General features: G+C 73.0%; 28 protein-coding genes. 21 read left to right on the top strand and 7 right to left on the bottom strand.

Annotated features, from left to right (window positions below; all coding sequences use genetic code 11):
• The first annotated feature begins 27 nt into the window (after positions 1–27).
• A complete protein-coding gene (locus G567_RS0107775; protein WP_028929546.1) occupies positions 28–945 on the top strand; it encodes a DNA-3-methyladenine glycosylase family protein in 918 nt (305 codons plus the stop codon).
• On the opposite strand, the gene G567_RS36605 is transcribed toward G567_RS0107775, so the two are convergent.
• From G567_RS36605 to G567_RS32930, 3 genes are read right to left on the bottom strand one after another with little or no spacing between them, the layout of a single operon-like run.
• The gene (locus G567_RS36605) at positions 942–1,238 is read right to left on the bottom strand and encodes a helix-turn-helix domain-containing protein (protein WP_028929545.1); all 297 of its coding nucleotides are present in this window, start codon (positions 1,236–1,238) and stop codon (positions 942–944) included. The genes G567_RS0107775 and G567_RS36605 overlap by 4 nt on opposite strands.
• Positions 1,235–1,414: an ATP-binding protein gene (locus G567_RS35110; protein ID WP_169338713.1), complete on the bottom strand. Its 180-nt coding sequence runs from the start codon at positions 1,412–1,414 to the stop codon at positions 1,235–1,237. The genes G567_RS36605 and G567_RS35110 overlap by 4 nt, the downstream gene beginning before the upstream one ends.
• Positions 1,411–2,004, bottom strand: a complete 594-nt coding sequence (locus G567_RS32930) for a sensor histidine kinase (RefSeq protein WP_211223867.1) — start codon at positions 2,002–2,004, stop codon at positions 1,411–1,413. Before G567_RS32930 ends, G567_RS35110 begins: the two co-directional genes overlap by 4 nt.
• A 42-nt stretch (positions 2,005–2,046) precedes the next feature.
• Between G567_RS32930 and G567_RS34775 the strand changes: the two genes are divergently transcribed.
• From G567_RS34775 to G567_RS27400, 4 genes are read left to right on the top strand one after another with little or no spacing between them, the layout of a single operon-like run.
• Positions 2,047–2,442: an alpha/beta-hydrolase family protein gene (locus tag G567_RS34775; protein WP_028929543.1), complete on the top strand. Its 396-nt coding sequence runs from the start codon at positions 2,047–2,049 to the stop codon at positions 2,440–2,442.
• A 31-nt stretch (positions 2,443–2,473) separates the two neighbouring features.
• Complete coding sequence (gene cofD / locus G567_RS0107755; RefSeq protein WP_028929542.1) at positions 2,474–3,478, top strand: 2-phospho-L-lactate transferase; 1,005 nt, start codon at positions 2,474–2,476, stop codon at positions 3,476–3,478.
• Positions 3,414–4,826, top strand: coding sequence for a coenzyme F420-0:L-glutamate ligase (locus G567_RS0107750; protein ID WP_084795958.1), 1,413 nt, complete (start codon positions 3,414–3,416; stop codon positions 4,824–4,826). The genes cofD and G567_RS0107750 overlap by 65 nt, the downstream gene beginning before the upstream one ends.
• A complete protein-coding gene (locus tag G567_RS27400; protein WP_051232536.1) occupies positions 4,820–5,413 on the top strand; it encodes an NUDIX hydrolase in 594 nt (197 codons plus the stop codon). Before G567_RS0107750 ends, G567_RS27400 begins: the two co-directional genes overlap by 7 nt.
• Here G567_RS27400 and G567_RS0107740 read toward each other — a convergent pair.
• On the bottom strand, positions 5,386–6,141 hold the full coding sequence (locus G567_RS0107740) for a site-2 protease family protein (RefSeq protein WP_028929540.1): 756 nt from the start codon (positions 6,139–6,141) through the stop codon (positions 5,386–5,388). The genes G567_RS27400 and G567_RS0107740 overlap by 28 nt on opposite strands.
• Positions 6,142–6,347: 206 nt before the next feature.
• Between G567_RS0107740 and G567_RS0107735 the strand changes: the two genes are divergently transcribed.
• Complete coding sequence (locus G567_RS0107735; protein ID WP_037056377.1) at positions 6,348–6,593, top strand: WhiB family transcriptional regulator; 246 nt, start codon at positions 6,348–6,350, stop codon at positions 6,591–6,593.
• A gap of 36 nt (positions 6,594–6,629) precedes the next feature.
• Here G567_RS0107735 and G567_RS0107730 read toward each other — a convergent pair whose 3' ends face one another.
• Positions 6,630–7,109, bottom strand: coding sequence for a metallopeptidase family protein (locus G567_RS0107730; protein WP_028929538.1), 480 nt, complete (start codon positions 7,107–7,109; stop codon positions 6,630–6,632).
• Between the two features lie 96 nt (positions 7,110–7,205).
• On the opposite strand from G567_RS0107730, the gene G567_RS0107725 reads away from it, so the two are divergent.
• The 6 genes from G567_RS0107725 to G567_RS0107700 all read left to right on the top strand — a co-directional run bounded on the left by G567_RS0107725 (position 7,206) and on the right by G567_RS0107700 (position 12,615).
• On the top strand, positions 7,206–7,553 hold the full coding sequence (locus G567_RS0107725) for a DUF3499 domain-containing protein (RefSeq protein ID WP_028929537.1): 348 nt from the start codon (positions 7,206–7,208) through the stop codon (positions 7,551–7,553).
• A 32-nt stretch (positions 7,554–7,585) separates the two neighbouring features.
• Positions 7,586–8,941 (top strand): phosphomannomutase/phosphoglucomutase, encoded by a 1,356-nt coding sequence (locus tag G567_RS0107720; RefSeq protein WP_028929536.1) that lies wholly within the window; start codon positions 7,586–7,588, stop codon positions 8,939–8,941.
• 107 nt (positions 8,942–9,048) lie between these two features.
• The gene (locus G567_RS0107715) at positions 9,049–9,258 is read left to right on the top strand and encodes a Trm112 family protein (protein WP_028929535.1); all 210 of its coding nucleotides are present in this window, start codon (positions 9,049–9,051) and stop codon (positions 9,256–9,258) included.
• The gene (locus G567_RS0107710) at positions 9,251–10,354 is read left to right on the top strand and encodes an SIS domain-containing protein (protein ID WP_245585577.1); all 1,104 of its coding nucleotides are present in this window, start codon (positions 9,251–9,253) and stop codon (positions 10,352–10,354) included. The genes G567_RS0107715 and G567_RS0107710 overlap by 8 nt, the downstream gene beginning before the upstream one ends.
• Positions 10,355–10,382: 28 nt before the next feature.
• Positions 10,383–11,642, top strand: coding sequence for a mannose-6-phosphate isomerase, class I (gene manA, locus G567_RS0107705; protein ID WP_028929533.1), 1,260 nt, complete (start codon positions 10,383–10,385; stop codon positions 11,640–11,642).
• 49 nt (positions 11,643–11,691) lie between these two features.
• Complete coding sequence (locus tag G567_RS0107700) at positions 11,692–12,615, top strand: cation diffusion facilitator family transporter (protein ID WP_028929532.1); 924 nt, start codon at positions 11,692–11,694, stop codon at positions 12,613–12,615.
• A 78-nt stretch (positions 12,616–12,693) separates the two neighbouring features.
• Here G567_RS0107700 and G567_RS0107695 read toward each other — a convergent pair whose 3' ends face one another.
• Complete coding sequence (locus G567_RS0107695) at positions 12,694–14,337, bottom strand: long-chain fatty acid--CoA ligase (protein WP_028929531.1); 1,644 nt, start codon at positions 14,335–14,337, stop codon at positions 12,694–12,696.
• A gap of 140 nt (positions 14,338–14,477) precedes the next feature.
• Here G567_RS0107695 and G567_RS0107690 point away from each other — a divergent pair, with 140 nt between their 5' ends.
• The 9 genes from G567_RS0107690 to G567_RS27390 all read left to right on the top strand — a co-directional run bounded on the left by G567_RS0107690 (position 14,478) and on the right by G567_RS27390 (position 23,830).
• Positions 14,478–15,782: a glutamate mutase L gene (locus G567_RS0107690; protein WP_028929530.1), complete on the top strand. Its 1,305-nt coding sequence runs from the start codon at positions 14,478–14,480 to the stop codon at positions 15,780–15,782.
• A 68-nt stretch (positions 15,783–15,850) separates the two neighbouring features.
• Entirely contained in the window at positions 15,851–17,368 is a 1,518-nt protein-coding gene (ahcY, locus tag G567_RS0107685; RefSeq protein ID WP_051232533.1) for an adenosylhomocysteinase, read from the top strand.
• Positions 17,369–17,407: 39 nt separating this feature from the next.
• Positions 17,408–17,896, top strand: coding sequence for an NUDIX domain-containing protein (locus tag G567_RS0107680; RefSeq protein WP_051232531.1), 489 nt, complete (start codon positions 17,408–17,410; stop codon positions 17,894–17,896).
• A 73-nt stretch (positions 17,897–17,969) separates the two neighbouring features.
• Positions 17,970–18,611, top strand: a complete 642-nt coding sequence (locus tag G567_RS0107675; protein ID WP_028929527.1) for a dTMP kinase — start codon at positions 17,970–17,972, stop codon at positions 18,609–18,611.
• 54 nt (positions 18,612–18,665) lie between these two features.
• Positions 18,666–19,343 (top strand): MtrAB system response regulator MtrA, encoded by a 678-nt coding sequence (mtrA, locus tag G567_RS0107670; protein ID WP_028929526.1) that lies wholly within the window; start codon positions 18,666–18,668, stop codon positions 19,341–19,343.
• Between the two features lie 4 nt (positions 19,344–19,347).
• Positions 19,348–19,722 (top strand): hypothetical protein, encoded by a 375-nt coding sequence (locus G567_RS37100; protein ID WP_373865883.1) that lies wholly within the window; start codon positions 19,348–19,350, stop codon positions 19,720–19,722.
• Positions 19,710–21,137, top strand: coding sequence for an MtrAB system histidine kinase MtrB (gene mtrB, locus G567_RS27395; RefSeq protein WP_373865882.1), 1,428 nt, complete (start codon positions 19,710–19,712; stop codon positions 21,135–21,137). Before G567_RS37100 ends, mtrB begins: the two co-directional genes overlap by 13 nt.
• Positions 21,134–22,873 carry an LpqB family beta-propeller domain-containing protein gene (locus G567_RS0107660; RefSeq protein ID WP_051232529.1) on the top strand — a complete coding sequence of 580 codons (1,740 nt, stop codon included), beginning with the start codon at positions 21,134–21,136 and terminating at the stop codon, positions 22,871–22,873. The genes mtrB and G567_RS0107660 overlap by 4 nt, the downstream gene beginning before the upstream one ends.
• A gap of 129 nt (positions 22,874–23,002) precedes the next feature.
• Entirely contained in the window at positions 23,003–23,830 is an 828-nt protein-coding gene (locus tag G567_RS27390) for a ComF family protein (RefSeq protein WP_051232527.1), read from the top strand.
• Here G567_RS27390 and G567_RS37095 read toward each other — a convergent pair.
• Positions 23,737–24,018: an FDXHR family putative zinc-binding protein gene (locus G567_RS37095; protein WP_425414240.1), complete on the bottom strand. Its 282-nt coding sequence runs from the start codon at positions 24,016–24,018 to the stop codon at positions 23,737–23,739. The two genes, G567_RS27390 and G567_RS37095, sit on opposite strands and share 94 nt — an antisense overlap.
• Between the last annotated feature and the right edge of the window lie 102 nt (positions 24,019–24,120).

The raw sequence follows: 24,120 nt of genomic DNA, 5'->3' as shown, positions 1-24,120 counted from the left end.
ACGCACTCACGGGGGTCGGAGGGCAGCATGATCGAGCGGGAGTGGCGGCCGCCGTTCCCGCTGGACCTCGCCGGGGTGCTCGCCCCGCTGCGCCGCGGTCGCGGCGACCCGACCTGGCGGTCGGTCGACGACGGTTCGGGAGCATCGGGGATCTGGCGGGTCGCGACGACCTCCGACGGCCCGGCGACGCTGCGGCTGCACCGGCGCGCGGACGGCACCGTCGTCGCCGCGGCGTGGGGGCCCGGCGCGGCGTGGACCCTCGACGGCCTCCCCGCGCTGCTCGGCGCCGACGACGACCCGGAGCGGTTTGTCGCCCACCACCGGATCGTCGGGGACGCGGCGCAACGAATGCCGGGCCTGCGGCTGGGCTCCACCCGGCGGGTGTGGGACGTGCTGGTTCCGGCGATCCTGGAGCAGAAGGTGACCGGCGTGGAGGCCCGACGGTCGTGGCGCGAGCTGTGCCGGCGCTTCGGCGACCCGGCTCCCGGCCCCGCTCCCGAGGGCCTGCACGTGCCGCCGTCGCCCGCGCGGATCCGGGCCATCCCGGACTGGGAATGGCACCGCGCGGGCGTCGACTCGAAACGCCGTCGCGCGATCCTGGCCGCGGCCGTCGTCGCGCCCCGGCTCGAGCGGGCCGTGGAGCTGGGTGGCGAAGCCGGCCGGCAACTGCTGCGGCGGGTGCCCGGGATCGGGGTGTGGACGGCGGCGGAGGCCGCCCAGCGCGCGTGGGGCGACCCGGACGCCGTCAGCTTCGGGGATCTGCACGTCCCGAGCCTTGTCGGCTGGGCGCTGGTCGGCCGCCCGCTCGACGACGCGGGCCTGCTCGCCGTGCTCGCCCCGTATGTCCCGCAGCGGCAGCGGGCAGTGCGCTACATCGAGCTCTCCGGCTTTCGCCGTCCCCGGTTCGGGCCGCGGTTCGCCCCACGGGACTACCGGGCGATCTAGCCGGCCCGCTCAGCCGCCCGCCCTGACCAGGCCCGTCTCGTAGGCGACGACGACGGCCTGCGCGCGGTCAGTGCGGCGAGCCGGTCGGGTCGCACCCGCTGCGCCGCGGGACGGGCGGCGAACTCCTCGATGAGCCTGCGGGTGACGCGGGGGGCGAGCAGCCCGTCCGCGGCGTCGCCGACGACCTCGATCCCGGGCTGGGCGGCCAGCAGCGCCGCGAACCCGTGCCGGACCATCGCCTGGTCGTTGACGACGACAACCCTGATCGGCCGGCCACCCCTCGCGTCGCTCATCCGGCCATTCTGGTCGGCGGCCTGGCCTCCACCGTGAAGAGCCCGTCGTGGGTGGGCCCGACCGTCAGCTCGCCGCCCTCGGCTCGGACGCGTTCGCGCATGCCGGTGATGCCGTGCCCGGCCGCAACGGACGCCGCGCCGGGCTCGGCACCCGGTGGGCGGCGTTGGCCACTCACCGAGCTGCTCGTCGACCTCGGCCTCGACCTCCACCCGCACCCCGGCCCGCCGGGCGGCCTCGACGAGTTCGCCGAGCTGGTCGACGCCGGGTTGCGGGGCGTGGGCGGGCGCGTCGCCGTCCTGGCGCAGCACGGTCAGCAGCACGGGTCTCGGTGAGCGCGGCCCTGGCGGCGTCGCCGATCGAGGCCAGTTCCGCGCGGGCGGAGTCGGGGAGGTCAGGCACCCGGTAGGGCGCCGTCTCGGCCTGCACAACGACGAGCGACATGTGGTGGGCGACGACGTCGTGGAGGTCGCGGGCGATGCGGGCACGCTCCTCGAGCACGATGCGGTGGGCTTTCTCCCGCGCGACCACCGCGAACAGCAGGGCGAGCAGCACCAGCCCGTGCGGGATCGGCCACGGCCACGGATCGCCGTCGGCGATCGGGAGGGTGGCGGCGAGCAGGGCCCCGGCCGCCGAGGCCAGCCAGCCGAGCATCGGGCGGGTCAGGGCCAGTGCGAGCGGCGGCCCGGCGGCCAACCCGAGAAACGGCCAACCCGAGAAACGGGGCGATCCCGATTCCGGTTCGTCCCAGGTCGACGACGTCGCCACCGTCGCCGTCCAGTACGCGCGGCGGCCGAGTTGGCAGGAGACGTGCGCGACGCAGGGGCGGCGCGGGAGAACGCGGCGGCGGTGGTCGCCGCGGTGCGCGCCCGGCTGGACGCGATCGCGGCCGCGGACCGGCCGCGGCCGCTGATGTACGGCGAGAGCCTCGGGGCGATCGCCGCGCGCTCGGCCGCCGACGGCGCCGACGGCGTGCTCGTCGCCGGTACCCCGGCCGCGGGATGGGAGCCGGTACCCGACAGGTTCACGGCGGTGCGACACGCCGACGATCCCGTCGTCTGGTTCTCCCCACGGCTGCTCGTCGAGCGGCCGGAGGGCTGGCCAGGGCCGTGGCTGCCCTCGTCTCGTTCTGACAGACCGCGGGCAGCCTGCTCGCCGCGCTCGACGCCGCACCGGGTCACGGCCATCGCTACGGGCCGGAACTGATCAACGGATGGCGCGCCGTAGGCTCGCACGGGTGAGAGTCGTCGTACTCGTCGGCGGGGTCGGGGGTGCCCGGTTCCTGCTCGGGGTCAAGGCCGCGCTGGGTCTGCCCGCCGTCGGCGCCGCCCCATCGGGGGCGCCGCACGAGATCACCGCGGTGGTCAACGTCGGCGACGACATCTGGCTGCACGGCCTGCGTATCTGCCCCGATCTGGACACCTGTCTCTACACCCTCGGTGGCGGTATCGACACCGGACGCGGCTGGGGCCGGGCCGGCGAGACCTGGGCGGTGCGCGACGAACTGGCCGCCTACGGTGCCGACCCCACCTGGTTCGGACTCGGCGACCGCGACCTCGCCACCCATCTCGTGCGCACCCGGATGCTGCGCGCGGGGTACCCGCTCTCCCAGGTCACCGAGGCCCTGTGCCACCGCTGGCAACCGGGTGTGCGGCTGCTTCCGGTCACCGACGACCGGGTGGAGACCCACGTCGTCGTCGACAACCCGGAACCCGGCCCCGACGCGCCGCCGCAGGTGGCGATCCACTTCCAGGAGTGGTGGGTCCGGTACCAGGCCAGGCTCACCGCCCACCGGTTCGCCTCGGTGGGCGCGGACGAGGCCGCCGTGCTGCCCGAGGTCCGTGCGACCATCGAGACCGCCGACGTGGTGCTCGTCGCGCCGTCGAACCCGGTGGTGAGCATCGGGACGCTGATCCAGGTGCCGGGCATGGCGCAGGCACTGGTCGCGACGAAGGCGAAGATCGTCGGGCTGTCACCGATCGTCGGCGGCCGCCCGCTGCGCGGGATGGCCGACGCGTGCCTCTCGGCGATCGGGGTGGACACCACCGCGGAGGCGGTCGGACGGCACTACGGTGGCCGCGGCGCGGGCGGCCTGCTCGACGGCTGGCTCGTGCACACCACCGACACCGCCGACGTGCCGGGCGCGCAGGTCCGGTCGGCGCCGTTGCTCATGTCCGATGTCGAGGCGACCGCCCAGATGGCGCGGCAGGCGTTCGAGCTGGCCGGGGTCGGCGTTGGCTGAGCACCCCGCCGTGGACCACGCCGCGCCCGGTGCGGTGCAGATCCTTCCCGTGCGTGGTCTTCCGGAGTTCCGGCCCGGTGCGGACCTGGCCGCCGCGCTCGCCGCCGCCGCGCCGTGGCTCGCTGACGGCGACGTCGTGGTGGTGACGAGCAAGATCGTCTCCAAGGTCGAGGGCAGGCTGGTCGACGCGCCCGCCGACCCCGAGCAACGCGATGCGCTGCGCCGCCGCCTGATCGACGGCGAGACCGAGCGGGTACTGGCCCGCCGCGGGAAGACCCTGATCGTCGCCAGCAAGCTGGGCCTCGTCCAGGCCGCCGCGGGCGTCGACGCCTCCAACGTCCGGCCCGACGAGCTCGCGTTGCTGCCCGCCGACCCCGACGCGAGCGCCGAGCGGCTGCGCGGGGGGCTGCGGGCCCTGCTCGGCGTCGAGGTCGCGGTCGTCGTCACGGACACGATGGGGCGAACGTGGCGGGTCGGGCAGACCGACGTCGCGATCGGCGCGGCCGGGATGGCCGTGCTGCACCGCTACGGCGGCACCTCGGACCCCCAGGGCAACGAGCTACTGGTCACCGAGGTGGCGCTGGCCGATGAGATCGCCGCCGCCGCGGACCTGGTCAAGGGCAAGCTCGGCGGGCTGCCGGTGGCGGTCGTGCGCGGGCTGCGGCCCGGCGACGACGGCTCGACCGCCCGCGACCTCGTCCGGCCGCTGGAGGAGGACCTGTTCTGGCTCGGCACCCAGGAGGCGATCGAGCAGGGTCGCCGGGAGGCTGTGCTGCTGCGGCGCAGCTCACGCAGCTTCGCCGCGGCGGCCGTCGATCCGGAGGCGGTGCGCCGGGCCGTCGGGATCGCCCTGACCGCGCCCGCGCCCCATCACAGCGCGCCGTTCCGCTTCGGCTGGATGCGCGATCCCGCGCGGCGCACCGCGCTGCTCGACGCCATGCGCGACCGGTGGCGCGCCGACCTGGAGCGCGACGGCCGCCCGGCCGACGAGGTCGAGCGCAGGCTCGCCCGCGGTGACCTGTTGCGCCGGGCGCCCGAGCTCGTGCTGGCCTTCCGCATCGGCGAGGGCACACAGCCCTATCCGGACGAGCGGCGGCGGGCGGCCGAGCGGGAGATGTTCACCGTCGCGGGGGGCGCCGCGGTGCAGTCGCTGCTGATCGCACTGGCCGCGGAGGGCCTGGCCTCGTGCTGGGTCGGTTCGACGATCTTCGCGCCGGACGTCGTGCGACATGTGCTCGGGTTGCCCGCGGACTGGCAGCCGCTGGGCGCGATCGCCGTCGGCGTCCCGGACGAGCCACTCGCGCCGCGCGCGCCGCGGGATGTCGCGTCGGGGCTGGTCGAGTGGTAGCCCCCGCCGCCGCGCGCGCCGCCCTGCGCGCGTGGGCCGCGCCCGATCCGCAGCAGCGCGCGCTGCAGCACGCCATCCTCGCCTTCCTCGATGCCCGCCCGCACGACGCGTGCGACCGTTCGTGCGAACCCGGGCACCTCACGGCGTCCGCGCTCGTCGTCGACGCCGCGGGGGAGCACACGCTGCTCACCCTGCATCCCCGGGTGGGGCGCTGGATCCAGCTCGGGGGTCACTGCGAGCCCGGCGACGCGACGCTGCGGGACGCCGCGCTGCGGGAGGCGGCCGAGGAGTCGGGGATCGACGGCCTCATGATCGACGACGAACCGCTGCACCTCGACGTCCACCCGGTGACGTGTTCGCTGGGCAGACCGACTCGCCACCTCGACGTCCGCTATCTCGTCCGGGCTCCGGCCAAGGCCGAGGCGAAGATCAGCGACGAGTCGCTGGACCTGCGCTGGTGGCCGCTGGACGGGCTGCCGGAGGGCACCGACACGGTCCCGGTGATGGTGTCCGCCGCCCGCGCCCGCATCGCCGCCGCGGGTCCGCCGGCACGGGTCGTTCAGCGCCAGAAGAGCAGCTCGTTGTAGCCGGCCGCGGCGAGCCCCGCATCGCCGCCGATCACGCCGAACACGAAGAACGACAGGCCGAAGAACCGCTGGGCCACCCCGGGCAGGCCGATGATCAGCAGGAACAGCACGATCGGGGCCCACGGCCGAACCTTCGCCGCGAGCTCGCGGGCGCCCGCGGACAGGTAGGGCTCGAGCACACCGAACCCGTCGAGCCCCGGCACCGGCAGGATGTTGAGCACGAATGCGAGTACCTGGATCAGCGCGAGGCAGGACAGCCCGACGGCCAGCCCGATCGGCATCGCGACGGTCGCCACCGCGATCGTCAGGATCGCCCCGAGCACGAGGTTGGCCATCGGGCCCGCCAGCGAGACCAGGCTGCGGGTGAACCGGGACCGAATCGCCCAGTGGTTGATCCACACCGCGCCCCCCGGCAGCGGAACGCCGCCGATCAGCAGGAACACCACCGGAAGCACGAACGACAGCCCGATATCGGTGTATCGCCTGATATCGAGGGTGAGGTATCCCTTGTCCCGTACCGAGGTGTCGCCGCCGCGGTAGGCCACGACGGCGTGGCCCCACTCGTGCAGGCACAGCGACACCATCCAGCCGCCGACGACGAGGAGCACAACGCCCGCGGTCAGCATCACCGGTGCGCCCGTGCCGACCACGGTCAGCACCCCGCCGGCGACGGCGACCCCCACGAGCAACAGAAACCACGGGCTGATCCGGGCCGACACTCCACGCATCCGACAAGTCTGCCGAACGAGCGACCGCCGTGGTTGCGGTGGAACGTGTCACTCGGATGGAAGTCTTCGCTTGCGGCCACCCAACATCGGCGTTGTACTTACATTGGTGTCATTCGCCGGGGCGTGGGGAAGGTGGGCGAGTGAACGAGGAAACACTGACGCTGGCGGGGGCGGCGGGCGGTGCCGAGGGGCCGAGCCTGATCGAGATGCTGGACGGCCCTCCCGCCGAGTCCGAACAGGACTGGCAGGAGCAGGCGCTCTGTGCCCAGACCGATCCGGAGGCGTTCTTTCCGGAGAAGGGTGGTTCGACACGCGAGGCCAAACGCATCTGCGCGGGGTGTGAGGTCCGGGCCGAGTGCCTCGAGTACGCGCTGGCCCAGGACGAGCGGTTCGGCATCTGGGGCGGGCTCTCCGAACGCGAGCGCCGCAGGTTGCGGCGCGCCGCGAGCTGAGGACAACCCCAGGCCGGTGGGCGGGCTGGGGCTGGCCTAGAACGCCCCGCCGTCCACGGCGTCAGGCTCGATGTTCAGGTACTCCGCCACCTGCTCGACCAGCACCTCGTGCAGCAGGTCGGCCAGGTCGGCACCGCCACGAGCCCGGGCTTCGAGCGGACGGCGGTAGAGCACGATCCGGGCCCGGGACGGCAGCCCGGCCTGGTCGACACCGGCCGGGACGAGCTGGGCCAGCGGTACGCCGACGTCGGCGAGCACCCCGCTACCCCAGACGACCTCATCGGGCGAGGTCTCCTCGACCTCGGGAACCTCGTCCACGGCGAGGTCGAGGTCGGCGAGCTCCGGGCCCCAGCGATGCTCGATCGGCTCCAGGGCCTCGAGGACCATCGCGTCGAACTTCTCGGCGCGGGTCTGCATCGCGGGGGTGGTCACCGGGTAGAGCAGCCCGCGCAGCCCTCGGCCTCGCCGGTCCCGCCGGCGGGGAGAGCGGCGCAGCGTGCGGCGCGCGGTGGTCACCCCTCGAATCCTACGACCGGTGACCATCGGAAGCCCCGCGCGCGTCGCAGTCAGGGATGGCGGCTCACAGGCGCTATGGTCAGAGCCGTGCGGAGTGTGCGGAGGTGTTCGCGGACCGGGTGCACCGAGCTCGCGGTGGCCACGCTCACCTACGTCTATGCCGATTCGACGGCGGTGGTGGGCCCCCTGGCCACCCAGGCCGAGCCGCACTCCTACGACCTGTGCAACGCGCATGCGCACCGGCTCACCGCGCCGCGCGGCTGGGAGCTCGTCCGGTTCGAGGGCGAGTTCGCGCCGCCGCAGCCCTCGTGCGACGACCTGACGGCGCTGGCCGAGGCCGTCCGGGAGGCCGGTCGGGTCGACCGTCCGGTCGAGCACCCGCCCACCACAGGCACCGGGCGCCGCGGCCATCTACGGGTGCTGCCCACCCCTACCGAGAAATAGGCAGAAGGCGGAGGCCCGATAGGCTCGGCGCCGTGCCTGATCTGTCTGCGATCGTGAAGGCCTACGACATCCGGGGTGTGGTGGGCGAGCAGCTCGACGGCGACACAGTGCGCGATATCGGGGGCGCGCTGGCCCGCATGCTCGCGGCCGAGGGCGACCGCACCGTCGTCGTGGGCCGTGACATGCGCGACTCCTCGCCGGATCTCGCCGCCGCGTTCGCCGAGGGCGTCACCGGTCAGGGCCTCGACGTGGTGGACATCGGCCTGGCCAGCACCGACATGCTCTACTTCGCCTCGGGCAGCCTCGACGTGCCCGGCGCGATGTTCACGGCGAGCCACAACCCGGCGAAGTACAACGGCATCAAGCTGTGCCGGGCGGGGGCGTCACCCATCGGCCAGGACACCGGGCTGGCACAGATCCGCGCGGCGGTCGAGGAGGGCGTCCCCGTGGGGCCCGGCGGTGGCACGGTCACCCACCAGGAGCTGCTGACGGAGTACGCGAGCTATCTGCGGGCCCTGGTCGACCTGTCCGAGATACGCCCGCTCAAGGTCGTCGTCGACGCGGGCAACGGCATGGGCGGCTACACCGTCCCCGAGGTGTTCGGACCGCTGCCGATCGAGGTCGTTCCGCTGTACTTCGAGCTCGACGGCACCTTCCCCAACCACGAGGCCAACCCGCTCGACCCGGCCAACCTGGTCGACCTGCAGACGGCGGTCAGCGCGACGGGCGCCGACGTGGGGCTGGCCTTCGACGGCGACGCCGACCGTTGCTTCCTCGTCGACGAGCGCGGCGAGCCGGTCAGCCCGAGCGCGATCACCGCGCTGGTCGCCGTGCGCGAGCTGGCCAAGGCGCCGGGTAGCACCGTCATTCACAATCTGATCACCTCCCAGGTCGTGCCGGAGATCGTCGCCGAGCACGGTGGCCACCCCGTGCGCACCCGGGTCGGGCACTCGTTCATCAAGCAGGTGATGGCTGAGACCGGTGCTGTCTTCGGTGGCGAGCATTCCGCGCACTACTACTTCCGCGACTTCTGGCGGGCCGACTCCGGGATGCTCGCCGCGCTGCATGTGCTGGCCGCGCTCGGCGAGCAGGACCGGCCGATGTCGGAGCTGATGGCCCACTACGCGCGCTACGCCGCGTCCGGCGAGATCAACTCGACGGTCGCCGACCAGGCGGACCGGGTGGCCGCGGTCAAGCAGAGCTACGGCGGCCGCGAGGGTGTCGAGCTCGACGAGCTCGACGGCCTGACCGTGCGGCTGCCCGACGGCTCGTGGTTCAACCTGCGCGCGTCGAACACCGAGCCGCTGCTGCGGCTCAACGTGGAGGCGCCCGATGCCGGCGCCGTCGCCCGATTGCGGGACTCCGTCCTGGCGATCGTCCGCGCCTGAATTCGCGCCCGGGGCACCCGGTCGGACCCGGCGCGGTACCCGCCATCCTGGCAGCATCGCAGTACACGGTGCGTTTCGCGCATCCTGCACGCAGGAAGAGGAGAACGGTGGCCGTCAAGCTCGACCCCCAGCTGCTGGAGATCCTGGCGTGTCCGTCGGACGACCACGCGCCGCTTCGGACCGGCACCCCGGACGACCCTGGCGCGGACATGCTCACCTGCACGTCCTGCGGCCGCCGCTTCCCCATCGTGGACGGCATCCCGGTGCTGCTGCTCGATGAGGCGCAGGAGCCCCAGGATCCCCCGGACGGTGGGTGAGCCGGTGCTCGACGACACCCTGCTCGTCGATCCGGCCGCGCTGGCGGCCGTCGACACCGGCGGCGTGCTGCGCTCGGCGGCAACCGCGGGTGCTCAGGTTCGGTCGGTCGCCCACGCGGCGCAGGAGGCCGGTGTTGCGGATCTGGGCGGGCACCGGCCGCGGGCGCTGATCCTGCTGCGCCGCCCAGGTGCCTCGGCGCCCGCCGCCGCGATCCTCGCCGCGCTGCTCGGCGCGACCTGCCCGGTGCCCGTCGTCGTCGCGGAGACGGCGCCGAGCTGGATCGGCCCGCTCGACGTGGTCGTCGCGCATACCGCCGACCCCACCGACTCCGAACTGGCCGACGCCGTGGGGCGGGCGGTGCAGCGCGGCGCCGAGGTCGTGCTCTCCGCGCCCGGCGCCGGTCCGGTGGCATCGGCGGGCGCGGGCCGGGTCCGGCTGGTGGAACCGAGGGTCCCGGTCGCGCCCGGGCTCGACCTGCCCCGCGCGCTGGCCGTCGGGTTGCTCACCGCGAGCGCGCTGAATCTGCTCGGGCTCCCGCTGGACCCACGGCTCGACCCGCTCGCCGACGAGCTCGACCGCGAGGCCGAGCGCAACCAGCCCGGTCACGAGCCGTTCATGAACCCGGCCAAGACGTTGGCCCTGCGGCTGGCCGAGCACACCCCGCTGCTGTGGGGCACCGACCCGCCGGCCGCTGCCGTCGCGGTGCATGCGGCGTGCGCGCTGGCGACGCACGCCGGGGTCGTCGCCCACGCCGACGACGTCGCGCGGGGGGCGACCGCGGTCGGGCTGCGCCGGGCACTCGACGTCGCGGCGGCTCGCCACGACGTCTTCCACGATCCCTTCGACGACTCCCCGGGCGCGACCGCACCCCCGGTGCGGCTGGTGCTGTTGGCGACCGGTGAGGAGGATCCCGAGCTGGTTACCCTGCGACGGACCGGGCGGGCGTGGCCCGCGGCGGACATGCTGCATCCGGTCGACGAGATCGTGCGCGGGACGCGGCACGCCGCGCTGCTGCGCGCCGCGGTGCTGGCCTCCCGCTTCGACATCGCCGCCATCTATCTGGGGTTGGCCACCCGGACCATCGAGCCGGCCTGACCGGCTCCGAGGAGGAGTACCGACGATCGTGGAGCTGCTGGACAACCCCGTGCGGCCGTACGCCTGGGGATCGCGCACGGTGATCGCCGAACTGCTCGGCCAGTCCGTGCCCTCGCCACATCCGCAGGCGGAGCTGTGGCTGGGCGCGCACCCGGCGGACCCGTCGCATCTGGTGTACGACGACGGAGCCACCAAATCGCTGGGCGACGCCCTCGCCGCCGATCCGGAGCGGTTGCTCGGGCCGGATCGAGCCTGCCGCTGGGACGGGCGGCTGCCGTTCCTGCTCAAGGTTCTCGCCGCGGAGGAACCGCTGAGCCTGCAGGCGCATCCGAGCCTCGAGCAGGCCATCACCGGTTTCACCCAGGAGAACGCCGCGGGAATCCCGGTCGACGCCTCCGACCGCAACTACCGCGATCCCAACCACAAACCCGAGGTGATCTGCGCCCTCACCGAGTTCCACGCCCTCATCGGGTTCCGCGACGCCGAGGCCTCGGTGCGACTGCTGCGCGCCCTCGACGTCCCGGAGCTCGCGGCGCATACCGAGCTGCTCGCCGCCCAGCCCGGGCCGGACGGGTTGCGTGCGCTGTTCACCACCTGGATCACCCTGCCGCAGTCGATGCTCGACGAGCTGGTGCCCGCGCTGCAGCAGGGAGCGATCCGGCTGGCCGGCGAGCCGGGCGAGTGGCAGCGGGAGGCCCGCACCGCGCTGGAGCTCTCGGAGCGCTACCCGGGTGACGCGGGCGTGCTCGCGGCGCTGCTGCTCAACCGCGTGGTGCTGCAACCGGGCGAGGCGCTCTACCTGCCCGCGGGGAACCTGCACGCCTATCTGTCCGGCGCCGGTATCGAGCTGATGGCCAACTCCGACAACGTGCTGCGCGGCGGGCTCACGCCCAAGCACGTCGATGTCGCCGAGCTGTTGCGGATCCTCGACTTCCGGGCGGGTCCGCCGCCGGTGTGCAGCGGGCATCCGGAAGCGGGCTGGATCCGCCACGACACCCCGGCCGCGGAGTTCCTGCTGCGGCGCTGGGAATCGGGGCGCTGGGAATCGGGGCGCTGGGAATCGGGGCACTGCGAGTCGGCCGAGCCGCTGGTGCCCGTCGCGGTTCCCGACGGCGGCCCGCGGATTGTGCTCTGCACGGCGGGCTCGGCCTGCCTGCGCGGTGGCGACAAGGTCATGAAGTTGCGCCGGGGCGCCGCGCTGTTCATGGGCGACGTCGACAGCGGGGTCGTCATCGAGTCGGCGGAGCCGGGCACCCAGCTGTTCCTGGCCAGTGACGGCCTCGGATAGCCGGCGCCGCTAGGGTCTCCCTCACACGTTCGGCAGAAGGGACACACCGGTGGCGGCGAGCGGTGGGACGAGGGCGATCATCGCTGCCCTGTTGGCCAACGCGGGGATCGCGGCGGCGAAGTTCGTCGGTTATGTGGTGACGGGCTCGTCGTCGATGCTGGCCGAGGCCGTGCACTCGGTCGCCGACACCTCCAACCAGGGCCTGCTGCTGCTCGGTGGCAAACGCGCCCAGCGCGCGGCGACCGCCGAACATCCCTTCGGCTACGGCCGGGACCGCTACTTCTACTCCTTCGTCGTCGCGCTGCTGCTGTTCACCCTCGGCGCGGCGTTCGCGATCTACGAGGGCATCCACAAGCTCGAGCACCCCGAACCGCTGAGGACCCCGCTCGTCGCGGTGATCATCCTGGTGGTCGCGATCGTGCTGGAGTCGTTCTCCTTCCGCACGGCGATCCACGAGTCGGCTCCGCTCAAGGGGCGCGGAACCTGGTGGCAGTTCATCCGGCAGTCGAAGGTGCCGGAGCTGCCCGTGGTGCTGCTGGAAGATCTCGGCGCGCTCGTCGGTCTGGTCCTGGCGCTCGCCGGGGTCGGGCTCACGGTGCTCACCGGAGACCCGGTCTGGGACGCCGTCGGCACCCTGTGCATCGGCACGTTGCTCGGGATCATCGCCATCATCCTGATCATCGAGATGAAGAGCCTGCTGATCGGCGAGGGGGCGCTGCCGCCGGTTCTGGCCAGGATCGTCGCGGAGCTGTCGGCCGGCGAGCATGTTCAGCGGGTCATCCACATCCGCACCCAGTACCTCGGTCCCGAGGAGCTGCTCGTCGCGGCCAAGATCGCGCTGAGCCCGGGGGCGTCCGTCGAGCAGGTCGCGCACGCGATCGATGATGCCGAGGGCCGGGTCCGGGCCGCCGTGCCGGAGGCCAGGGTGATCTACCTCGAGCCCGACCTCGATCGCACCCCCGTCGGCAGCTGAACCGCTCCCACCCGGCCCCTCCCGTCGGCGACGACATCATGGCTCCATAACGCGGTTATGGCTCGGGGTGAGACCACGTTATGGCTCCATAACGCGCTGGAGGGCCAGCTGGTAGCCCGCGAACTTGTCGCGCAGCGTCTTCTTGCTGAACTTGCCGACGCTGGTCTTGGGGACCTCGTCGATGAACTCCACGGCGTCGGGCAGCCACCATTTCGCGACCCGCGGGGCCAGGAACTCGATGACCTCCTCGGCGGTGAGGGTCTCGCCGGGCTTGACGACCACGCAGGCCAACGGCCGCTCCACCCACTTCTCGTGCGGCACTGCGATCACCGCGGCCTCGGCGACCTTGGGGTGGGCCATGATGTGGTTCTCCAGCTCGACCGAGCTGATCCACTCGCCGCCGGACTTGACCAGGTCCTTGGTCCGGTCGACCAGCCGGATGAAGCCGTAATGGTCGACGCTGGCGACGTCACCGGTGCGCAGCCACCCGTCCTCGGTGAACTGGGCGCCGCCGCCCTCTCCGCGGTAGTACTCCCTGGCGATCCACGGGCCCGCGGCCTGGATCTCGCCGGTCGCGACGTCGTCCCATGGCTGATCCTCGCCGGTGGCGGGGTCGACCAGCCGCAGATCGACCAGCGGCACCGGCTGCCCCTGGCGGGCGCGGATGTCCGCGCGCGCGTCCTCGTCGAGGGCGGCGTGCTGGGTGCGCGGGGTGGAGATGGTCGCGAGCGGACTGGTCTCGGTCATCCCCCAGGCGTGCGTCATCGGGATGCCGAGCGCCTCGCGGTAGGCCTCCGACAGCGCGCGCGGCACCGCCGAACCGCCGCACAGGATCGACCGCAGCGCGGACAGGTCATGGTCGCCGAGCAGCGGGAGCGCACCCATCCAGATCGTCGGCACCCCGCCGGTCACGGTCACCTTGTGGTCGGCCAGCAACCCGAGGATGGCCTGCGGGGTCATGTTCGGGCCGGGGAAGACCATGTCCGAGCCGGCGAGCAGGCATCCGTAGGGCAGGCCCCAGGCGTTGGCGTGGAACATCGGCACCACGGGGAGCACCACGTCGCGCTCGGACAGCGCGATCCCGTCGGCGGTCAGGGTGATCAGCGAGTGCAGCACGGTGGAGCGGTGGCTGTAGACGACGCCCTTGGGGTTGCCCGTGGTGCCCGACGTGTAGCACATCGCGGCGGCGGTGTTCTCGTCCGGGATCTCGAACCGGCCCTGATGTGGCTGTGCGTCGGCGAGGAGTTGTTCGTAGTCGAGGACCCGCGGGTCGTCGGGGATCTCGACGTCGGCGCCGTCGTCGATGACGATGTAGTGCCGCACGGTGGTGAGCTTGTCGGCCAGCGGCCACAGCAGCGGCAGCAGCGAGCGGTCGACGAAGACGACCTCGTCCTCGGCATGTCCGGCGACATAGACCAGCTGCTCGGGGAACAGCCGCAGGTTCAGCGTATGCAGCACCCGCCCGGTGCACGGCGCCGCCATGTACAGCTCGAGGTGCCGGCCGGTGTTCCAGCAGAACGTGCCGACCCGCCCGTCGGGGCTGATCTGCAACGCGTCGAAGACCGAGCTCAGCCGCCTGACCCGCTCGGCCCATTCGGACATCGTCATGCGGGTCTCGCCGTCCGAACTGGCCGTCACGATCGTCTTGTGGCCGAACAACTGCTCGACGCGGTGGAAGACGTGTGGCAGAGAGAGCGGTCGGTCCTGCATGAGCCCGTACATGAGATCTCCTGTGTCGAGCGCGCGTGTGCCCCGTCACAGGAACCGTACCCGTTTGGGGGGCCCGGCGGAGCCTGTGAAGCGGGTGCTGATCTTGCGTCGTCGGACGCTGCACCCGCTCAGTGCCAGTAGGCTCGGCAGCCATGAGCCTCGACGGACCGCAGCCCGCCGCGGTCTGTCTCGACGTGGGCTCGGCCTGGACGAAGGCGGTGCTGGTCCAGCCGGACGGCGGTCTGGCCGGGTTCGCCGCACACCTCACGACGCCGACCGACGTGCTCACCGGGATCGACGCCGCGGTCCGCGCCGTGACCGCTCCCGGAGGGACCGCGGCGCCGGACCTGCTGGCCTGCTCGTCGGCGGGCGGGGGGCTGCGGCTCGCCGTCGTAGGCACCGAGAAGCTGAGCTCGACCGAGGCAGGACATCGGGTCGCCCATTCGGCGGGGTCGCGCGTGGTGCACGTGCACAGCGGGCCACTGGATGCGGCCGACGTGCGGGCGCTGCGCGGCAGCAGGCCCGGGGTGGTGCTGCTGATCGGCGGGCCCGACGACGACGACCCGCGCGTGTTGCTGCACAACGCGGCCCAGCTCGCCAGGGCCCGGGTGCGCTACCCCATCGTGCTGGCCGGCAACACCGGAGCCCGCGGTACGGCGCTCTCGGTGCTGCGCTCCACCGGCCGGACCGTCGTCGCCTGCGACAACGTGCTGCCGCGCGCGGGCGAGCTGGTGCCCGGGCCGGCGCGCGAGGCGGTCGCCGGCGTGTTCGCCCGGCATGTGCTGGGTGCTCGCGGACCCGGCGCCGCGCCCCGGTTCCGCCGGATGGCGCGACTGATGACCCCGGACGCCGTGGGCCGCGCCGCCGCCGTGCTGGCCCGGCTGGCCGGGGCCGGTGCGCTCGTCGTCGACGTCGGTTGCGCGATGACCGACGTGCACTTCGCGCCACTGGACGGATCATCGGTCGGCGGCCCGCGTTGCACCGTCGAGGGTGACCTGGGGGTTCGCTGCGCTGCCGCAGGGGTGCTGCTGGAGGGACAGACCGAGGGGATCGTCGATCCGGTGGAGGCCGACCTGCTCGGCCCGACCGTCGAACGGATGGCCGCCGAGACCGGCTATGTGCCGCGCGACCCCGGCGGCGCCGCCGAGGATCGCCGGATCGCCGCGCTGGCCGCTGTCATCGCCGTGCGCAGACACCTGAAGAGCCTGGAGGACCCCGGCGCGATACCCGGCCTCGGACTCGTGGTGCTCACCGGCGGCGTGTTCCGGCAGCGGGACCCCGACCGGCTGGCCGCGCTGATCGCCACCCTGCGGGCCGACTCGGTGCTCGCGCCGGTGCTGGGCACGGTGCCCGTGGTGGTCGACACCGATTTCACGGTCGCCCCCGCCGGGCTGCTCGCCGAGGATGGGCGTACCGCGGCCGCCGAGGCCCTGCTCCGGGACCATCTGCTGGGCTGATCCCCGATGGATGTCGGGCCGCGCGGGTACCGTGGCCGTTCGGAGACCGCGAGGAGGCGAGGCCGTCCATGACTGCTGGAACTTCCGAGACCGGGACCGCCGATCCGTTCGGTCGGCTGCAGAGGCGCAACGGCGTCGAGTTCGCCGTCGCGGATCTTGAGTTCGCGGCGTTCGGGCGTCAGGAGATCCGGCTCGCCGAGCACGAGATGCCGGGCCTGATGCAACTGCGCCGGGAGTATGCCGAGGCGCGTCCGCTGCACGGCGCACGGATCGCGGGGTCGCTGCACATGACGGTGCAGACCGCGGTGCTGATCGAGACGCTGGTGTCGCTGGGGGCGCAGGTGCGCTGGGTGTCGTGCAACATCTTCTCCACCCAGGACGAGGCCGCGTCGGCGGTGGTGGTCGGCCCGCACGGCACCCCACAGGAGCCGCGGGGCGTTCCGGTGTTCGCCTGGAAGGGCGAGACGCTGCCCGAGTACTGGTGGTGCACCGAGCGGCTGTTCAGCTTCACCGACGGCGAGGGCAACGTCGTCGGCCCGAACATGATCCTCGACGACGGTGGCGACGCGACGCTGCTGGTGCACAAGGGCGTCGAGTACGAGACCGCGGGCGTGGTGCCGACGGTCGCCGACGACGACCACACGGTCTCCGAGGAAGCCCGCGTCGTCCTCGACACCCTGCGCCGGTCCCTGGCCGCCGACCCGCAGCGCTGGACCAGGGTCGCCAAGGAGATCCGCGGGGTCAGCGAGGAGACCACGACCGGCGTCAACCGGCTCTACCAGCTCGCCGAGCAGGGGAAGCTGTTGTTCCCGGCGATCAACGTCAACGACTCGGTCACCAAGAGCAAGTTCGACAACAAGTACGGCATCCGGCATTCGCTCATCGACGGCCTCAACCGCGCGACCGATGTGCTGATCGGCGGCAAGGTCGCGGTCGTCTGCGGCTTCGGCGACGTCGGCAAGGGCTCGGCGGAGGCACTGGCCGGGCAGGGCGCACGCGTCATCGTCACCGAGATCGACCCGATCTGCGCGCTGCAGGCGTTGCTGGAGGGCTTTCAGGTCGCGCAGCTCGACGAGGTGATCGGCAAGGCCGATATCGTGATCACCACGACCGGCAACAAGGACATCGTCACCGTCGAGCACATGGCCGCGATGAAACACCAGGTGATCTTGGGCAACGTCGGCCACTTCGACAACGAGATCGACATGGCCGGGCTGGCCCGCCACCCGGGGATCCACCGGATCACCATCAAGCCGCAGGTCGACGAGTGGGTGTTCCCGGACGGGCATTCGATCATCGTGCTCTCCGAGGGCAGGCTGCTGAACCTCGGCAACGCCACCGGCCACCCGAGCTTCGTCATGTCGACCTCGTTCAGCAACCAGGTGATCGCGCAGATCGAGCTGTTCACCAGGCACGAGGAGTACAACCGTGACGTCTACCGGCTGTCGAAGGTCCTGGACGAGAAGGTTGCCCGGATCCACGTTCAGGCCCTCGGCGGGGAGCTGACCAAGCTCTCCAAGGACCAGGCCGAGTACATCGACGTGGACGTCGAGGGCCCGTACAAGCCGGAGCACTACCGGTACTGATCCCTGCGCCCCGCGGGGGGAGCTGGTTAGGCTGTCCTCATGTCCGCCGTCACCTCCGGCTTGTCGCCGGCGAGCCCCAGCGGTGACGGGTGGGCGTTCTGCGCACAGGGCCACAAGCACTGGGGCGTCTACGGGGCGTCCGGGCTGCTGGTGCGCCATCGCGACGGCCATGGCCACGAGTGGGTGCTGCTGCAGCACCGGGCTCTGTGGAGCCACCACGGCGGGACCTGGGGTGTTCCGGGCGGGGCCCGTCACCTCGCCGAGAGCGCCGAGCAGGCCGCGCGCCGCGAGGCCGCCGAGGAGGCCGACGTCGACCTCGGTGCGCTGTGGACCACCGACGAGTTCGTCGACGACCACGGCGGCTGGTCGTACACGACCATCGTGGTACGCGCGGCGGTCGCGCTGCCGGTCGCGATCCGCGGCGGGGAGAGTGTCGAGCTGCGCTGGGTGCGGGCCGACCGGATCGGCGAGCTGGACCTGCACCCGGGTTTCGGCGCGACCTGGCCCGCCGTACGCGACCTCGGATGACCCTCGTGCGTGGCGAACACTGGCAGGGCAGGACTTGCCGCTCACGGGGCAGCGCCAGATAGGTTCTCCGGCCGTGGGGCGGTTGATCGTCATCGAGGGCGTGGACGGCGCGGGCAAGCGCACCCTGTCCGATGCGTTGGTCGCCGAGTTCGCGGCGCGCGGGGTTCGCAGCGCCCGGCTGGCGTTCCCGCGCTACGACGACGACGTGCACGCCGAGCTCGCCCGCGACGCCCTCTACGGCAGGCTCGGTGACCTCGGCGACTCCGTGCACGGGATGGCCGTGCTGTTCGCCCTCGATCGTCGCGACGCGGCGCCGCAGCTGCGGACCATGCTCGCCACCCACGACGTCGTGCTCGTCGACCGCTATATCGCCTCCAACGCCGCCTACAACGCCGCGCGGCTGGGCCAGCGCGCCGACGGCGAGGTCGTGGCGTGGGTGCGCGCGCTGGAGGTGGAGCGCTTCGGCATACCGGTCCCGGACCGGCAGCTGCTGCTCGCCGTCCCGCGCGAGATCGCCGCGCGGCGCGCGGCGCACCGTGAACGCACCGAACCCGGTCGGCGACGCGACGTCTACGAGGCCGACGCAGGGCTGCAGCAGCGCACCGCCGAGGTCTACCGCGAGCTCGCCGCCGCGGCGTGGCTGAGCCCGTGGACGGTGCTCGACGCCGAGCGGGACATCGATGCGGGCGCGCTCGCCGACCAGCTGCGGGGATGACCGGCTGCCGGGCCCGGAACACCTCATTTCGCCCCCGGATGGGATGCTGCGCACATGAAGTCGCGCGTACTGGTGGTCGACGACGACCCGGCTCTGGCCGAGATGCTGACCATCGTGTTGCGAGGGGAAGGCTTCGAAACGGCGGTGGTCGGCGACGGCACGCGCGCCCTGCCCGCCGTGCGCGAGCTGCGCCCCGATGTGGTGCTGCTGGACCTCATGCTGCCCGGGATGAACGGCATCGATGTCTGCCGCGCCATCCGTTCGGAGTCCGGGGTGCCGATCGTGATGCTCACCGCCAAGAGTGACACGGTGGACATCGTGCTCGGGCTGGAGTCGGGCGCCGACGACTACGTCGTGAAGCCGTTCAAGCCCAAGGAGCTCGTCGCCCGGATCCGGGCGCGGGTGCGGCGCACCGGGAACGAACCCGCCGAACAGCTCACGATCGGCGATATCGCGATCGATGTTCCCGCCCACCAGGTCACCAGGGACAACCGGCCGATCGCGCTGACCCCGCTGGAGTTCGACCTGCTCGTGGCCCTGGCCCGAAAGCCCCGGCAGGTGTTCACTCGCGAGGTGCTGCTCGAGCAGGTGTGGGGCTACCGGCACGCCGCCGACACCCGGCTGGTCAACGTGCACGTGCAGCGGCTGCGGTCCAAGGTCGAACGCGATCCGGAGCACCCCGAGGTCGTCCTGACCGTCCGCGGTGTCGGGTACAAGGCCGGGCCTCCGTGACGGAATGACGCGCATGTGGGGCGTGCTGCCGCGGATCGCCGCGCGGGTTCGGCGGTGCGCGGTGGTGCGCCGGATCCGCGTGGCCGTGCGCCATGCCGGTTTGATCGTCGGCGAGGTCCAGTCGGCGTTCACGGTCGCCTGGCGGCGCTCGCTGCAGCTGCGGGTCGTGGTCAGCACCCTGGCGCTGTCGACCGCGGTCGTTCTCGTGCTGGGTCTCGTGTTGCAGACCCAGATCGCCGAGCGGTTGGTCCAGGGCAAGTTCGAGGCGGCGGTGGCCCAGGCCGAGTCCGGGCGCGCTGTGCTCGAACGCGACCTTTCGGGCATCGACCCCGACCGCGAGGGGCCCAGGGCACTCTCAACAACGCGCTGGACCGGCTGACGAACACGAGCTCCGCCGAGCAGCCTGGGTCGCCGACGGCCGGGGAGTTCCGCGCGGTGCTCACCACCGGACATCGGGGGGCCCCGGAGATCTCGGCGGGCACCGTCGAGGTCGTCCCGGCCGATCTGCAGGACGCCGTGGCCGCGGGCGGACTGGCGACGAAGTACGTCTCGGTGGCCGACGTTCCCACCTTGATGGTCGGCCAGCCGATCCACACCGCGGGGCGTGACCTGCAGTTCTACCTGCTGTTCCCGCTCGACGGCGAGCAGCGCACGCTCGGCCTCGTGCAGTCGACGCTGATCGTCGGCGGGCTGGTGCTGATCCTGCTGCTGGCCGGCATCACGAGCCTGGTGACCCGGCAGGTGGTGCGGCCGGTCCGGCAGGCCGCCGAGGTTGCCGAGCGCTTCGCCGAGGGCAACCTCGACGAGCGGATGCCGGTCCGGGGCGAGGACGAGATGGCCCGGCTGGCCGAGTCCTACAACGAGATGGCCGGCAGCCTGCAGGCCCAGATCCGTCAGCTCGAGGAGTTCGGGGCGTTGCAGCGGCGGTTCACCTCCGACGTCAGCCATGAGTTGCGCACACCGCTCACCACGGTCCGGATGGCCGCCGATGTTCTGCACGCCTCCAGGGACGAACTGCTGCCCGCGCTGCGTCGCAGCTCGGAGCTGCTGGTCGCCGAGCTGGACCGGTTCGAGACGCTGCTCGGCGATCTGCTGGAGATCAGCAGGCTCGACGCGGGCGTGGCGGAGCTGGGCGCCGAGCGGCTCGATATGCACGGGGTCGTCTCCCGGGCGATCGACGTGGTCCACGGGCTGGCCGAGGAGAGCCACACCCCGCTCCAGCTCGACCTGCCGACGGGGATCGACGCCGAGGTCGACCCGCGGCGGGTGGAGCGCATCGTGCGGAACCTGGTCGCCAACGCCATCGATCACGGCGAGGGCAAACCGGTTCGGGTCGTCCTGGGCGCAGACGACCGGGCCGTCGCCGTGGTCGTCCAGGACCAGGGCGTCGGTCTGCGACCGGGGGAGGCCGCGCTGGTGTTCAACCGGTTCTGGCGGGCCGAGGAATCACGGGCGCGGCGCAGCGGCGGCAGCGGGCTGGGCCTGGCGATCAGCCTGGAGGACGCCCGGCTGCACGGCGGCTGGCTGCAGGCCTGGGGCGAGCCGGGCAATGGTGCGACGTTCCGGCTGACGCTCCCGCGTGCCGTCGGCGATCTGCTGGAGTCCAGCCCCCTGCCGCTCGGCCCCGTCGGGGCGCCGGAACCGGCCGAGTCGACCTCGGTTCCGACCCCGCCGCTGGGTATTCCCCGCCTCGCCGGCCCCGCCTCGCTCATCGACCCCGCCGGCAACCGGATCGCGGTCCAGCACGATGGGCTACCCGCCGACGCGGTGAGCCATCCCGGGGCCGGCCGGTGACCGGTCCGCTGCGGCGCAGGCTCACCACCGCCCTCGCCGCGCTGCTCGTCGTGGCCGGACTCGCCGGATGTGCCAGCGTGCCGCAGGGCTCGTCGGTCCAGGTGTTGCGCAAGGTCCCGGTCGGCGGGGCGCCCGCGTTGCCCCCGGGCCCGGCCGACGGGACCAACCCGCTGGATCTGGTGCGCGGGTTCGTCTACGCCTCGGGCAGCAGCACCGACCGGCACGGCGCGGCCCGCCGGTTTCTCGGCTCGGGCGCCGCGAGCTGGGACGACGGGGCTGCGCTGACGGTGCTCGACGAGCAGTTCGACACGGTCTACGCCCCACAGCTCGCCGATCACGATCGTGACACCACGGTCGTGCGGATCCGCGGCACCCAGGTCGGCACGCTCACCCCGAACGGGGCGTTCCAGCCCGACGAGTCCCCGGTCGAGGTCGACGTGACCGTGACGCGCCATGACGGGCAGTGGCGGATCAGCAGGCCGCCCGACGGTGTGCTCGTGCGGCTGTCGGACTTCCGCTCCAACTACCGCACGGTCAAGACCTACTTCATCGACCCGGCGCGCGGCCTCGCGGTCCCCGATGTGCGTTACCTGCCCGTCGTTCCCGCCAGGGCCCAGGCCTCCCGTGCCGTCGAGTTGCTGCTCAACGGGCCTTCCGCCGCGCTGACGGGGGCGGCGACGAGTGAGCTGCCACCGGGGGCGCGGCTTCGGTCCAACGTCGCAGAGACCCCCGACGGTGCGGTCCTGGTCGACCTGACCCAGGTCGGCACGCTCGACGGCGCCGCCCGCAGGCGGCTCGCCGCGCAGGTCGTGCTCACCCTGTCGGAGGTGAACGTCGGAAGGATCCGGCTGCTCGTCGACGGGGCCCCGCTGCTGCCCGGCGACATCGATCTCACCCGCGACGACGTGACTGCCCTCTCCGCCGGCGTCGACCCGAGGGCCGTTCCCCAGGGCCTGGTGGTCGCGGGCGGGCGGGTCCGGCAGCTGACCAGCGGCGAGCCGGGCAGCCCCATACCCGGCCAGGCCGGTAACGGCGACCTCGAGGTGCTGTCCGCCGCGACCACCGTCGACGGCAGGACGCTGGCCGTGGTGTCGCGAGAGTCGGGCCGCCCCCTGCTGCGCATCGGCTCGCCGGACGGGCCGCTGCAGGCGGTGGCGCTCGACGCGACGTCGATGACACGCCCGTCGTGCACGGCGACCGGCGAGGAGGTGTGGACCGTCCTCGACGGGACCACTGTCGCGCGGGTGCTCCTCGGACCCACGGGCGAACCCCGGATCGGGCGGGTCGACGGGGCCGAACTGGCCGACCTCGGGGTGATCCAGGATCTGCGACTGTCCCGGGACGGTATGCGCGTCGCGGCCGTGGTCGGCGGCAAGCTGGTCACCGCGGTGGTCGCCCGCCGCGACGGCGAGGCCGTGATTCGCAACGCCCGGGTGCTGCGTCCCGGCGAGCTCGGCGAGGTCGTGGCGGTCGATTGGCGGGCCCCTGAGTCGGTGCTGGTCGCGAACAACCGGGCCGACCGGCCGGTCATGATGGTGACCGTCGACGGGCTGGCCGTGCAGACCATCCCCAGCATCAACCTCACCCCGCCGCTGCGTGCGGTGACGGCGTTCCCGGGCCGGGCGCTGCTGGTCGCGGACCAGGGCGGGGTGTGGAGTTTCTCCAGCGGGGAGCTCGACACGTGGCGGCAGGTCCTGGGCGGCGTGCCGGAGGCGATTCCCTTCTATCCCGGCTGACGTCGGTCGCTCCAGCCACTTCCGACACTTCTGGCACTTCCGGCGCTTTTGGCGCAACTGCCACGCAGGCTGTGGACAACTCGGCCGCGGCCGCCCGTTCGTGTCGGCCGGACCCGCCATTCTCGGGGCATGGAACTCACCGAACTCGGTGCCGGACTCCTCGACCTGTTGCTGCCGGGCGGTTGCGGAGGTTGCGGCCGCGCCGGGCCTGGCTGGTGCGCGGGCTGCGACGCACAGCTCGAGGCGTCGTCTGCGCTCGAGCTGCCCGGCGGCCCGAACGTGCTCGCGGTGGGGCGCTACCGGGGCCCGCTGCGCACCGCCCTGCTGGCGTTCAAGGAACGCGGACGTCGCGATCTCGGCGTCCCGCTCGCGGGGCTGCTCGCCGCCGCGGTGCGGCCGGTCCTGCCCCGCGTGGCGCACCGATCGGCCGCGGCCGCCCGCGATGGCCCCGCGGCGGCACCGGTCACCTGGCTCGTGCCCGCACCATCGCGTCCCGCCGCGGCCAGGGCGCGGGGTGGGGACCATGTGCTGCGCTTGTGCCGGACGCTCGCGGGCCTGCTCGCCGGGGCCGGTCACGAGGTGGCGCTGGCCCCGGCGCTGCGGCTGGGCCGGCAGGCGCGCGACTCGGTGGGACTCGACGCCGGGGAGCGCGCGGCCAATCTGGCGGGGCGGCTGCGGATCCGGCCGTCCGGGCTGCCACCGCCGGGGGTCGCGGTGCTGCTGGTCGACGACGTCGTCACCACCGGCGCGACCCTGCGGGCCTGCCGCGACGTCCTGACCGGTGCCGGGGTGGCGGCCGGGTGGGCTCTCGTGCTGTGCGACGCCACGGGCTTCCCGCCCGCGGCCGGCCTCGGACGCGGGTCTCAGCCGGCTCGGCGGACCCCGGCCCGGCGCGCGGGCCGCTTGCGGCCCCGGGGCGGGGCGAGCTTTTCCGGCCGCGCCCCGCCCGGGAGGTAGTCCACCGCCCGGAGCCAGATCCCGTTTCGGGTCTGCACCAGGCCCAGCGTGGCCGGGTCGAGGCAGACGCCACCCTTGCGGTGGGCGTCCCACAGGGCGGCGTCGTCGAAGACCCGCCCACACCCACCGGTCCGCCGGCAGCAATGTGCCCGATCGACACCGACCCAGACCAGCCCGCAACACGACATCCGCACCAGCTGCACGCGCGCAGGCTACGTCCACGGTCTGACGGTGCGATCCCCGCGTCGATCACGGGGCCAGGACGCTCCGCGCGCGGCGCCCCGCCCCAT

This window comes from Pseudonocardia asaccharolytica DSM 44247 = NBRC 16224 (assembly GCF_000423625.1).
Lineage (GTDB): Bacteria > Actinomycetota > Actinomycetes > Mycobacteriales > Pseudonocardiaceae > Pseudonocardia > Pseudonocardia asaccharolytica.
The sequence above is the reverse complement of the archived record's forward strand: the minus strand, read 5'-3'. Positions and strand labels throughout refer to the sequence as shown.

Excerpts from the sequence above, each read along its gene's own strand:
- G567_RS0107695 (WP_028929531.1), bottom strand. The coding sequence starts at position 14,337 with ATGTACGGGCTCATGCAGGACCGACCGCTCTCTCTGCCACACGTCTTC.
- G567_RS37100 (WP_373865883.1), top strand. The coding sequence starts at position 19,348 with ATGACGCGCATGTGGGGCGTGCTGCCGCGGATCGCCGCGCGGGTTCGG.
- G567_RS27390 (WP_051232527.1), top strand. The coding sequence starts at position 23,003 with ATGGAACTCACCGAACTCGGTGCCGGACTCCTCGACCTGTTGCTGCCG.
- G567_RS0107775 (WP_028929546.1), top strand. The coding sequence starts at position 28 with ATGATCGAGCGGGAGTGGCGGCCGCCGTTCCCGCTGGACCTCGCCGGG.
- G567_RS0107680 (WP_051232531.1), top strand. The coding sequence starts at position 17,408 with ATGTCCGCCGTCACCTCCGGCTTGTCGCCGGCGAGCCCCAGCGGTGAC.
- G567_RS37095 (WP_425414240.1), bottom strand. The coding sequence starts at position 24,018 with ATGTCGTGTTGCGGGCTGGTCTGGGTCGGTGTCGATCGGGCACATTGC.
- G567_RS0107690 (WP_028929530.1), top strand. The coding sequence starts at position 14,478 with ATGAGCCTCGACGGACCGCAGCCCGCCGCGGTCTGTCTCGACGTGGGC.
- G567_RS0107750 (WP_084795958.1), top strand. The coding sequence starts at position 3,414 with ATGTCGAGGCGACCGCCCAGATGGCGCGGCAGGCGTTCGAGCTGGCCG.
- G567_RS0107740 (WP_028929540.1), bottom strand. The coding sequence starts at position 6,141 with ATGCGTGGAGTGTCGGCCCGGATCAGCCCGTGGTTTCTGTTGCTCGTG.
- mtrA (WP_028929526.1), top strand. The coding sequence starts at position 18,666 with ATGAAGTCGCGCGTACTGGTGGTCGACGACGACCCGGCTCTGGCCGAG.
- ahcY (WP_051232533.1), top strand. The coding sequence starts at position 15,851 with ATGACTGCTGGAACTTCCGAGACCGGGACCGCCGATCCGTTCGGTCGG.
- G567_RS0107735 (WP_037056377.1), top strand. The coding sequence starts at position 6,348 with ATGCTGGACGGCCCTCCCGCCGAGTCCGAACAGGACTGGCAGGAGCAG.
- G567_RS36605 (WP_028929545.1), bottom strand. The coding sequence starts at position 1,238 with ATGAGCGACGCGAGGGGTGGCCGGCCGATCAGGGTTGTCGTCGTCAAC.